Annotated in this window: 9 protein-coding genes; 5 read left to right on the top strand and 4 right to left on the bottom strand. The window is 70.2% G+C overall.

From position 1 onward, the window contains the following. Window positions 1–231: 231 nt before the first annotated feature. Together ACWEJ6_RS31440 and ACWEJ6_RS31435 are read right to left on the bottom strand one after the other, a co-directional pair. Entirely contained in the window at window positions 232–489 is a 258-nt protein-coding gene (locus ACWEJ6_RS31440) for a hypothetical protein (protein WP_452428453.1), read from the bottom strand. A 41-nt stretch (window positions 490–530) separates the two neighbouring features. Continuing rightward, complete coding sequence (locus ACWEJ6_RS31435) at window positions 531–1,088, bottom strand: TetR/AcrR family transcriptional regulator (RefSeq protein ID WP_452428451.1); 558 nt, start codon at window positions 1,086–1,088, stop codon at window positions 531–533. A gap of 76 nt (window positions 1,089–1,164) precedes the next feature. Between ACWEJ6_RS31435 and ACWEJ6_RS31430 the strand changes: the two genes are divergently transcribed. Both ACWEJ6_RS31430 and ACWEJ6_RS31425 read left to right on the top strand, forming a co-directional pair. Then, entirely contained in the window at window positions 1,165–2,193 is a 1,029-nt protein-coding gene (locus ACWEJ6_RS31430; protein ID WP_452428449.1) for a fatty acid desaturase family protein, read from the top strand. Then, window positions 2,190–3,722, top strand: coding sequence for an MFS transporter (locus tag ACWEJ6_RS31425; protein WP_452428447.1), 1,533 nt, complete (start codon window positions 2,190–2,192; stop codon window positions 3,720–3,722). Before ACWEJ6_RS31430 ends, ACWEJ6_RS31425 begins: the two co-directional genes overlap by 4 nt. Window positions 3,723–3,833: 111 nt before the next feature. On the opposite strand, the gene ACWEJ6_RS31420 is transcribed toward ACWEJ6_RS31425, so the two are convergent. Both ACWEJ6_RS31420 and ACWEJ6_RS31415 read right to left on the bottom strand, forming a co-directional pair. Then, entirely contained in the window at window positions 3,834–4,388 is a 555-nt protein-coding gene (locus ACWEJ6_RS31420) for a TetR/AcrR family transcriptional regulator (protein WP_452428445.1), read from the bottom strand. A 459-nt stretch (window positions 4,389–4,847) separates the two neighbouring features. Further along, on the bottom strand, window positions 4,848–7,622 hold the full coding sequence (locus tag ACWEJ6_RS31415) for a DUF7507 domain-containing protein (protein ID WP_452428443.1): 2,775 nt from the start codon (window positions 7,620–7,622) through the stop codon (window positions 4,848–4,850). 464 nt (window positions 7,623–8,086) lie between these two features. Here ACWEJ6_RS31415 and ACWEJ6_RS31410 point away from each other — a divergent pair, with 464 nt between their 5' ends. The 3 genes from ACWEJ6_RS31410 (at window position 8,087) to ACWEJ6_RS31400 (ending at window position 11,817) form a co-directional block, all read left to right on the top strand. Then, entirely contained in the window at window positions 8,087–8,662 is a 576-nt protein-coding gene (locus ACWEJ6_RS31410) for an RICIN domain-containing protein (protein WP_452428441.1), read from the top strand. A gap of 951 nt (window positions 8,663–9,613) precedes the next feature. After that, complete coding sequence (locus ACWEJ6_RS31405; protein WP_452428439.1) at window positions 9,614–10,870, top strand: esterase/lipase family protein; 1,257 nt, start codon at window positions 9,614–9,616, stop codon at window positions 10,868–10,870. A gap of 488 nt (window positions 10,871–11,358) precedes the next feature. After that, the gene (locus ACWEJ6_RS31400; protein ID WP_387667196.1) at window positions 11,359–11,817 is read left to right on the top strand and encodes a hypothetical protein; all 459 of its coding nucleotides are present in this window, start codon (window positions 11,359–11,361) and stop codon (window positions 11,815–11,817) included. Window positions 11,818–12,139 lie beyond the last annotated feature (322 nt).

Raw genomic sequence — 12,139 nt, 5'->3', positions numbered from 1 at the left:
CGACATCCACGCCGTACGCGACTGGTGCCAGGCCCGTGGCGTCGCCCTGCGCGTCCTGTCGAGACCCCAGTCCGAATGCAGAACGAGCTGACCGTCGAAGGGATCGCCGCCGCCGAAGCCGAAGGCGGCTACCGCGGTCGCCCGCCCGCGCTGGCGCCCAGCTTGCAGAGGTGCGTCCGGCTAAGTTGCTCGCGGGCACCGCCAACGGCTGTCCGCAGGTTCAAGCCGGACTCATGGTTCGGGCAGCAGTCCTACTGCTCGCAGCCCCTCTTCATAGCCACCCTCGGAACATGCCCAGAATCGCTCGGCGGCGGCGATGACCGCCAGGCGCTCGCAGGTCGTCCATGCCTTGATCATGTCCAACAGGGCGCGCCCTTCCTCCGCCCATACCGCTGCCGCGCCCAACGCGATCACCGCCTCCACTTCCTGTGCCAGCAGGCGCGTGCTGGCCAGGCGGTCGGTGGAGTGCATGCCGTTCACCGCGTCCACGACCAGCAGAGCTTGACGCAGGGTGAGTGAAGGTATCGCCGTCATGCGCCGGCACGTGCACGCACGGCACGCAGCGCCTCCGTCAGTGATTCGGCGGTGGGGGCGCGTTCCGGGTCGATGAGACGTTGCAGGATCAGCCCCGTCAGCAAGGTCAGGTAGAAGGCGCCGACCGCCCGCTGCGTCGCTGGAGGCGACGTCCCTTCAGCGAGCCAGCAGGTCAATTCCAGGCGTGCGGCCTCCTGAGCGTCGGCCAATGCTTGGCGCAGCTGTGGCCTGCGCTCGGCCTGAGCGAAGACTTCGATGCCGGCCACGAAGACTGGGCGGTGGAGGTCGAGCAGCTCGATCGCCTGCTGCCACAACCTCCCATCCCCCTCGCGTGGCACTTCGCCCGCCATGGCCTGGCGCAGCTTGTCGGCCCACTCGGCGGTCGCCTCGACCATGGCGTCGGCCAGCAGCGCGTCCTTCGATCCGAAGTGGTAGCCGATGGAGGCCAGGTTGGCGCCGGAAGTCCTGGCGATGTCGCGTGCCGTGGTGTGCGCGTAGCCGCGTTCCTGCAGGCAGCGCTTGGCGCCCTCGATCAGCTTGTCTCGCTCCTTCATTCCGCCACCCTATCCAAACAAGCGTCACAAACATATGTTTTGCACGAACGTTTCAAACGTGTGTATGGTCGTCGGCATGGCACAAGCAACCGCAGCGGTTACGGCCGCGAGCGACTTCAGCCGCCTGTCCAGACTCATCCGGCAGGCCGGGCTCCTCGACCGGCGCCCCCGCTACTACCTGGTCCGGATCACCGCCGTCGCAGCCGCCTACCTTGCAGGAGCGGCAGCGTTCCTCTGGCTGGGCGACTCCTGGCTCCAGCTCCTGCCGGCCGCCTACTTCGCGATCGTCTTCGCGCAGGTCGCCCTGGTTCTGCACGATCTGGCTCACCGGCAGGTCTTCAGCGATCGGCGCCCGAGCGAGATCCTCGGGCGGCTTGGCGGCAACCTCGCCATCGGCCTCGGCTACGGCTGGTGGATGAACAAGCACACCCGCCACCACGCCAATCCCAACCACGAGCAACTCGATCCGGACGTCACACCCGACGTCCTCGTGTGGTCACAGGAACAGGCACGCGACGCGCGCGGCCTGGCCCGGCTCATCGGCGGCCGGCAGGCGTTCCTCCTCTACCCGCTGCTCCTGCTCGAAGGGCTCAACCTGCACGTCAGCGGTGTGCGGGCACTGCGGCAGCCCTGGATGAAACAGCGCTTCCTGGAGGGCGCGCTGCTGTTCGCGCACTTCGCCTGTTACCTGGGCGTGCTGGCTTGGACCCTGTCACCGGGCAAGGCACTGGTCTTCCTCGCCGTCCACCAGGGGCTGTTCGGCGTCTACATGGGCTGCGTGTTCGCCCCCGGCCACAAGGGAATGCCGACCCTCACGGGGGAGGCCAAGCTCGACTTTCTACGCAAGCAGGTGCTCACCACCCGCAACGTGCGCGGCGGCCGGTTCACCGACATCGCCATGGGCGGGCTCAACTACCAGATCGAACACCACCTGTTCCCCAACATGCCCACCCCCAACCTGCGCCTGGCGCAACCCATCGTGCAGGCCCACTGCCGGCAATTGCGCCTGCCGTACCACGAAGTCAGTTTCGTCGCCTCGCACGTGGAGGCGCTGCGTCACCTGCACCAGGCCGGTGCTCCGCTCCGAGAGAAGGGCCGCTCATGAAGGCCGGACGCAAGCAGTGGATCGGGCTGGCCGTCCTGGTCCTGCCCGTACTCCTGATCTCCGTCGACCTGCACGTCCTGTCCTACGCGCTGCCGTTCATCAGCGCCTCCCTGGCGCCGAGCGGTGCCCAGCTGCTGTGGATCATCGACATCTATCCGTTCATGCTCGCCGGGCTGCTGCTGCCGATGGGCACGCTCGGTGACCGGGTCGGGCGGCGGCGGCTGCTGATGGCGGGGGCCGCCGCGTTCGGTGCCGCCTCCGCGGTCGCCGCGTTCTCTCCCAGTGCCGACCTGCTGATCGTCACCCGTGCCCTGCTCGGGGTGGGTGGCGCCACGTTGATGCCCTCGACGTTGTCGCTGCTTCGCAACATGTTCCACGATGACGGCCAGCGCCGCGTGGCGATCGCCATCTGGACCGGCGCGTTCGCCGGCGGCGCGATGCTGGGCCCGCTGATGGGCGGCGCGTTGCTCGAGCACTTCTGGTGGGGGTCGGTGTTCCTGGTCAACCTGCCGGTCATGGCGCTGCTGCTGGTCCTTGCGCCGCTGCTGCTGGCCGAGTCGCGTGACCCGCGTCCGGGCAGGTTCGATCTGCCCGGAGTGGCGTTGTCGCTGGGCGCCATCCTGCCGACGATCTACGGGATCCAGCACATCGCCCAGGACGGCCTCGGCTGGGCGCCGGCGCTGGCCATCGTCGCCGGGCTGACGCTGGGGGCCGCCTTCGTCCGGCGCCAGCGCTCGATGGCCGATCCGATGCTGGACGTGCGCCTGTTGGGCAGCCGCGCCTTCACCGTCTCGATCGGCGCCAACACCCTCGGGGTCTTCGCGATGGTCGGCTCCAGCCTGTTCACGACCCAGTACCTGCAGATGGTCATGGGCGCCAGGCCGCTCATCGCCGGGCTGTACGCGCTGCCGTCGGCGGGCATGGCGATGCTGGCCGCCGGGCTGGCGCCGGTGCTCGCCCGCAAGGTCAGGCCGGGCCTGGTGGTCTGCGCCGGGCTGCTCGTCGGCGCGAGCGGGTTCATGCTGCTGTCCCGGCTGGACGTGACGGGGCAGAGCGGTCTGCTGATCGCCGGGATCATGCTGATGGCCGGTGGCGTCACGCTCGTCCTGACGGTCTCCTCCGATCTGATCATCGCCACCGCTCCGCCGGAGCGCGCGGGATCGGTCGCCGGGCTGTCACAGGTGGCCACCGAGTTCGGCGGCGCGCTCGGCATCTCCCTGCTGGGCAGCATCGGCACCGCCGTCTACCGGGGACACCTCGCCGAGACGGGCGCTCCGTCAGCGGCACTCGACACTCTGGGCGGCGCCCTGGAGTCGGCGCGGCACCTGACGGAACCGGCCGCGACCACGCTGGCCGCCGCCGCCCGCGAGGCCTTCACACAGGGTCAGCACTACGCCATGCTCGCCGCGGCCGCCGCGTTGTGCGTGATGGCGGTGCTCGCTCCCGTCCTGCTGCGTGCCGTACGGCAGGCGAAGGGCACCCCGCCGCCACCTGAGGACCGGCACGCCGGCCGCCACGCGATGCGTTGAAGAGGCCGCTTGCCACGGCAGGCGGAAGGGGGCGGGTCGGAACGAGGAGGGCGGAACAGGGCCGCCGGGGCGAGGAGCCTGGAGTGGGGCGGCTGGAGTGGGGCCGAGCGGTCAGGCGGGTGCTGATTCCCCGTGGCCCGCCGCCTGGGCGACCGCGCGGAGGCCGGTGGCCAGATCGTGGGCCCCCGGGGCGTTGTCGGGGTCGATCTGCCAGCGCACCAGCAGCCCGATGAACAGCGTCAGCAGCACCTGGGCCCCCGCCTCGTCGTGCCCGGGGAGGCGCGCGCTCAGCTCCCGCTGGGCCAGCGCCTGCCCCTCGGCCAGCCGGGCCCGCACATCAGGCAGGTGAGAGGCCTGCGCGAGCGTCTCGACATTGGCCCGCCAGACGGTCGGGTTGGTGCGGAAGGACTCGATCAGCTCACCCCAGAAGGCCTCGAACCATTCCTTGGAGTCGTCGGGAAAAGCCTTGAGGATCTCCGCGACCGCCTCGCCGGTCACCTCGATCATGGCCTGGGTGAGCAGCGCGTCCTTGGAGCGGAAGTGGTAGTTGATCGCGGCGAGGTTGCTGCCGGAGACGGCGATGATGTCGCGCACCGTCGTGCGGGCATATCCGCGCTCGGACAGACACTGCTTGGTCGCGGCCAGCAAATCCTCAGGAACTCCCACGTGATGATCCTACCAACGCCGCAAACAAGCGTTTCAAACATCCGTAGCCCACGGTGTAGCCGGCATCAGAATCGATGCCGGGCTCGCTGGTGTGAATGGTCACCTGTCTGTCGGGGTTGGGGAGACAGAGGAGAAGGCGGCTCACCATCGGGCAGGCCCCGCACCTGCGCGGTCTTGGCCAGTCCGTCCTGCTTTGGGGCTGGGACCAGTTTCAGGAGCGGAGGGCCTTTCCCGGACCCTCTGCGGTGCCGGCGTTGGCCTGGGGGCAGGCGCGGTGCCGGTCACGGCGTCAGCGTCGGTGGCGGGGGCCAGGTGCGGGATCTCGAAGACCGCCCGGCGGCCGTGGCGCCCGGTGCTGACGCGGCGGAGTGCGCCCTTGCTGATCAGCGCGATGATCATCAGGACCTTGTGTTCGCGGTGGCTCAACGTGGCCGGCGCGTGGTCCATCACCTCGACTGGCTAGCTCGCCAGACCCGAGTTGATCTCGGCGAGCAGCTGGGTCGCCTTCGTGTAGCGGACGAGGTTGTCCAGCGTGGGCGGCTGCGCGAGGGTGGCCTGGGCGTGGCGGACGGCCTCGCCCACCGTCCGCACCCCCAGGGCCCGCGCGGTGAGGCCGTCCACGGCGGTGCCGGCGTTGATCCGGCGGCCGGCCAGGTTGAGCGTGGTGGCCAGCAGTTCGGCCCGCAGTGTGTGCGGCTGCGTCAGCGGCAGGGTGAGGACGGCGGTGGACTCCCGCAGGGAGAGCGCCCCGTTCGCGGCCGAGCCGTCGGCGCCGTCGAAGCGGTCGTCGGTGGCCTGGACGCGGGCGAGCGCCTCGGCGGTGCGCAGGTCGGGCCGCAGCGCCCAGAACGTGACCGGCCCCGGGGCGCGGCTGGGGGAGACGGTCGTGATCCGCGTTTCCGCCGTCGCGGCGGCGGGGCTGGTGGGGCACGGGCCGGAGCCGTCGGCGCTCAGCGAGACCGGCACGGTGACCGTCGCCGCGTCCAGGAGCAGCAGGCTCGGCCGCGCGGTGAAGGCGATCGTGCCGGTCCCCGTGCCGGCGGGCAGCGTGCCGATGGCCCAGCGCAGCGTGGTGGTGCCGTCGGTGTTCCTGCTCACGGAGCCGGGGCGGGGCCCGGCGCCCTGGTCGAGCGCGGCGCTGTAGTAGAGGCCGGCGGGCAGCGTGGCGGTGAGCGTGGCGCCGGAGGCCGCCGCCCCGCCGGTGTTGCGGTAGGTCAGGGTGTAGGCGGCGGCCTCGCCGGCGTGGACGGTGGCGGGCGCGGTGGCCGCCACGCCGATCAGCGACCGGTGCACCGTGGTGGACACCTCTGCGGTGTTGTCGGACAGGGTGCCGGTCTCGGCGTATCCGCGCTCATTGGTCCCCGACACGGCCGCCTTGTTCGTCAGGACCGTCCCGTCCGTGGTCGCACAGGGGATGTCGTAGGTGAACGTCTCCCGCGCGGAGCCGCCCGCCGGCACGTCGGACGTCGTGCGGTGGACGACGTCGCCGCCGGGCATCGTGTCGTCGATCTTCACCGCCGTGGCGGTGGCGGGTCCCTTGTTGCCCACGGCCACGGTGTAGGTGAGCCGGTCGCCGGGGGAGGCGTCCTGCCTGTCCACGGTCTTGGCGGCGGTGAGGTCGATCGGCGGGTTGAGACTCGCGGCGGCCTCGGCGGTGATCTCGGCGCTGCCCAGGCCGAGCACGCCCTTGTGCGCGCCGTCCTCGAACCAGGGGCTCTCGCGGAAGTTGAGGTTCAGGTGGTCCCAGTCGTTCCAGGAGGTGAGGGTCTGCTTGGGGGAGACCGGGCAGGACGTGGTGTCGGGGCCCATGATGATGTGGTTGACGTCCCCGGACTGGTTCGTCGCACTGGTGCCGTCGCCATTCCAGTCGACCGGCTTGTCGGCCGGCGTGGTCAGCGCGACTCCGGGTTTCCCGGCCACCACCGTCCCGTACACGACCGTCGCGCTACCCGCTCCCGGCAGGGCGTCGCCCACCTCGTCGAGCCCCTGGTCCTCGTTCATGGGGGCGCGCTCCTGGGGCTGGTAGTCCAGGGGACGGGACGCGGTGGACGCCGTGGGGAACTGGTAGGAGTAGTTCATGACGCTCAGGTAGTTCGGCTTGCAGTTGACGCTGTCCAGGCCGCCGTGCTGCAGCCCTAGCGTGTGGCCGAGCTCGTGCATGAACGTGCCCGCCTCCGCCGCGGTCTGGCCGCCGTTGGCGGTGATCCGCGTGTTGTCCCACGCGCCGAGCGAGATGACGAAGTCGTTGCCGCCCGGCAGGGCGACGCGGGCCAGGTGGGCCAGGTCGACGTGCTGCTGGGTGTCGTCGCCCGCCTCGGCCTGGCCCGACGTGGTGCCGAGGCCGGTCAGCCCGTGCACCGACACGGCGTAGCGGAACGCCAGCCGCTTGGCGCCCAGGATGTTCTCGCAGTTGCGTGAGATCCGGTCGAGCACGTCGCCGAAGTTCCCGTCGCAGGCGATGGCGGAGTCGCCGAACTTGACATCGTCGAAGTCGTCCCAGCTACCGGGGCTCTTGGTGTCGAACGTGATCCGCTCCGCCTCGCCGGCCCGCTCCCCGGTATGGACGTGCAGGGTGATGCCGTGCGCCGCGAAGGCGGTCACCACCTGGCTGATGGCGTTCGGGTCGAACTCCCTGGAGCGCCGGCAGTACGACGCCAGGCAGAACATCGCGTCCAGCTCGACGAAGATGTCCTTCTTGTTCGGGTCGGCGCTGTACGGGGGCTGGTTCAGCGCGAGATCGACCGTGCCGTCCTGGTCGTAGTCGATGCCGTTGGTCTCCCAGTCGTCCAGCAGCCCGTCCTGGTCGGTGTCACGGCCGGTGTGCACCTTCAGGGTGGTGGAGCAGGTGCCGATCGTCGTGTCGCCCGACAGCGTCGAGGTGATGTCGATCCGCAGGCCGCTCGCGTCACCGAGGCCCTCCGCGTACGCCGGCGGCAGGTCGAACTCCCCCTGCACCAGCCCCGTCTCGGCGGATAACAACTGCCGGTGGAACGGCGTGGCGTGCCAGTAGTGGAACCCGGCCTCCACCGTGGCGGTGAACCAGCCGCTCTCCTGACTGTCGTTGAGGAAGGTGATACGGGCACGGGGCCGCTCGCCCTCCGCGAGCGACAGGGGGGAGGTCCCGAGGAACTCGCACTCACCGTGCACCGCGGCGTCGGCGTGCCCCGCGGGGGCGCCGAGCAGGGCGGCGACGACGAACAGGACGAGCGGCACGATCACGCGGCGGATAAGCATGGGCCGAGTGTCGGCGCTCGCGCTCGTGCCGTCATGAGTAACCCGTACTCATCCTGTTCCGGTGGCGGCCACAACAGCCGGGCAACAATGAAGGAGCCGAACATGTCCGTCCAGTCCGTCACTCATCTGAACTTCCGGGGCGGGGCGAGACGCGAGCCCGATGGCCGACATGTGCACCGGCCATGGCTCGACTGTCCGCGCAGACTCCAGCAGTTCGTCAACGGCACGCTGGATCTTCCCCGGCCCACGGCTCTCGCCATCGCTTGAGAACCCAAGATGACCATCGATTCCTCGACCCGAACGCGAGCTCCGGACGGCGCAGCACCAATCCGGTCCGCTCCTCTCCTCCCTGAAGGCCCCCGCGGGTCGAAATCCGAGTATGGGGTTACTCATGACCGATCTCGCCTGGGCCGGTGATGGTGGGGGAGTTCAGCCCGTGTCACCGAGGAAGCACAGGAGAGATCATGAGTGGTAGGCGACTCGCCGTAGCCGTTGCGTCAGCCGGCCTGCTGGCCGGCACGCTCTGCGTGCCAGCCTCGGCGGTGGCGTCGGCGTCGTCGGCCGGTCCGGTGTCCTGGTACCAGGTCGTGGCTCAGCACAGCGGAAAGTGCCTGGACGTGGCGTACGCCAGAACCGGGCACGCCGCCAACGTCATCCAGGGCACCTGCGCCCCCCGCGGCAGCGGCTACAACCAGCAGTGGCGCATCGTCGACAGCGGCGCCTCCGGCAACTACATCCGCCTCATCGCCCGGCACAGCGGCCTGTGCCTCGATGTCGCCTATGCCAGCACCAAACACGGCGCGAACGTCATTCAAGGCGTCTGCGGCGGACCGGCCGCCTACAACCAGCAATGGCGCATCGAGTACGTGAAGACCGACGGCACCGCCCGCATCCGCGCCCGGCACAGCGGAAAGTGTCTGGACGTGGCCAACGCTCGCCTTGAGCACGGCGCCAACGTCATTCAGGGCACCTGCGGCGGGCCCGGATCCGGCAACAACCAGCTGTGGCGCTTCCGGCAGGTCGGCGTCAGCTGGGAATAGGATCCGATGGCCCCGGCAACGGGCCGGTCGTCTCACTGCTCACCTGAGATCGTGACTCATTTGGCGGTGCTGGCCGTCTCCGCCCAGCGCGACCACGACCACATCCGCGACAAGGGGCCCTGGAGGCCGGCAGGCCGCCGCCGCGCCCGGCCACCACGGCGGCCGGGCCGAAGATGATCGATGAGGACATGCCCACCTTCGCCCTGGCGCTACGGGCCAGGGGCCGGCGTCCTCCTCGTGTGTTGGGACTACGGCCCAGGGCGCCACCCGGCGGCACCGTTCGATGGTCAGGTGGTGGAGTGGTTGTCGCAGGGGTAGTGGGACGGCGCGGCTGGCGCTGTCTCAGGACCTCGGCCCGGGGCGGAATGCTGCCGGCCGAGTCACGGGGTGGGCGCGGCCGGCGGCCGAAGCGGAGGTGAGGGAGGCGAGCAGCGCAGAGCCGAGGCGCCCGCCTCCCTTCTACTCCAGGCGGCGCAGGGCGTGATTGCAGCGACCTGAAACCGCAACCGCCACCACCTGCTGGCTCACCTGGCGCCACACCAGGAAACACTGGGCCGCCCCATCGGTCCCGGCTGAGGCCGAACGCCGCAGGGAAAGTGCCGACGAGGCCCGCGCTGTGGCCAGGACCACCATCCACCGGCTGCTGTCGCGCCTGTGGTATCCCGCTGCGCAAGAAGAGGCTGTGGCGGATGCTCTACGAGACCGCCGCACTCACGTCCGCTGCAAGGGCGGTGCCGCCGAGTGGGTGTACCGGGACAGCGGCAGCGCCCGCGGTGCGGCACGAGGGCGCCTCGCCCTGATCGAACCGGGGGCCTACGTGGCCACGGTGTCCTCGTACGGCGAGTTCGGAACGTTGGACTTCCTGCTGCGGTCCTGTGCGAACCAAACCAGGAGCCGGCCGAGATCATAGCTTTAGGTGTTCGTGTGGCCACTAATGGTGATAACTCTGGGGTGATCAACAAACAGCAGATCGCGAGCGCTCTGAGCGCCGCGCCGCCGGTCGTCCTGTCATCCAGCGCCAGCTCAAGGGCGGCCGCCACCACCACCACCACCACCGCTCCGCCCGCCGCGGAGTGGAGCGACCGCTGGCCGCTGCCCGGCGGCACCGCGTGGGTGTACTACGGCGAACGCAACCAGGCCCTGACCCGGCCGGTGCTCCTGGCCGACGGCTTCGGATCCGGGGCCAGCGACATCGACGAGCTCTACGACGGCCTGGAGAGGCGTGCCTTCCCGCTGATCAGCGAGCTGCGCCGGCGCGGCCGCGACGTCGTCATCATCGGCTACGACGACCGCGGCGCCTCCATCCTCGACAACGCGCAGACCGCCACCGCGGCGATTCAGCGCGCCGCCGCCGAGCGGGTCGGCGGCGCCCGCCTGCTGGCCGGCGGGTTCAGCATGGGCGGCCTGGTCACCCGCTACGCCCTGGCCCGGATGGAGAGGCAGCGCATCGACCACCAGGTCGGCGTGTACTTCTCCTGGGACACCCCGCACCGCGGCGCCTACGTGCCGATCTCGCTTCAGGCGTTCGCGCACCACATCAACGCCTACGACTCGCGCTTCTCCGACCTGTTCAACAGCCCCGCCGCCCGCCAGCTGCTGGCCTGGCACCTGCCTGGCACCGACGGCGTGCCCGGTGTCGACCCGCTACGTACCCAGTTCCTGCGCGAGCTGGAGTCCGTCGGTGGGTGGCCGCGCATCCCGCGCCTGCTCGCCGTGGCCGACGGTGCGGGCAACGGTGCGGGCAACGGCACCGGCGCCGGGGAGAGCGCGCTGCTGGGCACCGGCGACCTCATCACCGGTACCGACCTGCGCACGCAGCCCAAGGCGCCCGAGACCCTGGCCGGCCTGCTTCGCCTGGTGACGCCCGACGTCATCGAGGTGCAGGCGCCGGGAGTCCCGTGCGTGGACGGCGCGCCCGGCGGCATCCTGACCGGCTTCAAGATCCTCGCCGACGCGCTGAACGCCATCGCCGAAGCCACAGGTCTCGGCCTGGACGTCGACAACCCGATCGCCGGGCACTGCTTCGTCCCGTCCATCAGCGCCGTCTCCGTCCGCGACGTCACCGACGCCGACCTGTACACCGACATCGACGCGCTGTCCCCGGACGAGAGCGACTTCGACGACTTCCTGTGCGCCGGCGACAACCGCGGCCACACCGAGATCACGGAAGAGGGCGCCACCTGGCTCCTGGACCGCCTGCCCGACTAGAAGGCGCGACCAACCTCACGACAGCCCCGCATCCTCGATGGCGACATTGTCGGCGAATTGAGCAAGGGACGAAGCGGCCCCGTGATCACCAGTGAGATCGCGGGGCCGCTCTCTGTCGTGTTGGAGTGGGAACGACATCTTCGGTGGCGTCGCGTGCGGCTGCTGTCGATCTTGCATGTCGGGTGGTGCGTGCCCGGGTCGACTGGATGCATGCGCTCGGCTTGGAGTTGACCGATCCGGGTGTTGGCCGCTCTGTCTCCCGCGGGAGCGGCTGCTTCCGCCGGTCCACTGAGTGGACCGAAGATTGCCCGTCGCCGTTTCCACCAACAACATGGACCCTGTCGAGGGGCGGTTACAACCAGCGACGGTCCGAAGATCGAGCGATCGGACAGCAGGCGCTCCGGCCCGAAGATCCAGCGTCCGACCACCGTCGACGCGACACCTACGTCCGGCGGCGGCGATCAGGCTGTCACGAAGGGACGACCACGATGAGCAACCGATGGGCGAAGGCCCTGTCCCGTGCCCTGATCGCAGCGGTGGTGGCGGCTACTGTGACGATGGCGCCGGGCCTGACCGGCACGAGCGGCGCCTCGGCCGCGGCCGACCCGACATGCGGAAGCTGGACGTCCAGTCTCGTCTTCCCCGGTCTGTCGGCCCGAGCTTGTATCTGGGGGACCGGTGCCGCCTGGAAGCAGGCTCAGACGGAGGTCTTCAACGGCACGGGCTTCTCGGTGGAGGTCGAGAACCTCACCGCCCGCCTGGAGTCTCTTCCCGCGGACGCCCGCTGCGTCAACATCAACCTCCAGAACGGGCAGACGGCGTTCTGCGGCACTCGCAGCGTGCCCGACAACAACCCCTTCCAGTTCGACCGTGCCCTGGGCTCCGCCCAGGTCACAGACCTGGTCAGGCGGGAGCAGTTCTCCTTCGAGTCCCCCTTCGTGGGGTGAGCGGCGGCGGCGCCGTAGCAGGGATTTCGAGATCGGGCGGCCTCACTGCCGGTGCCGCGCCGGCCGACGTGCTCGACCAGGCGTCGGCCCGCCTGCAGGACCAAGTCGTGGCCCGGCGGACGGGCCGGGTTCATGGTGCATCGCCAGGGTGCGCAGAACGGGGCCGTCGCGCATGAGGTCAGCCCGTCCGACCAGGCGGGTTCCGGCAGCAGCGGGGTGACGTAGTGGCCGAAGCGGCGCTTGGCCGGCGGCCTGCGGGCCTCGAAGGCGTGGTCGAAGCCGAACGACCGCCGGGTGTGGTCGAGGTCCCGGATGAGGTTGT

Source organism: Nonomuraea sp. NPDC004702 (assembly GCF_053601695.1).
Note: the sequence above shows the minus strand (reverse complement) of the source record. Positions and strands in the feature narration are given on the sequence as shown.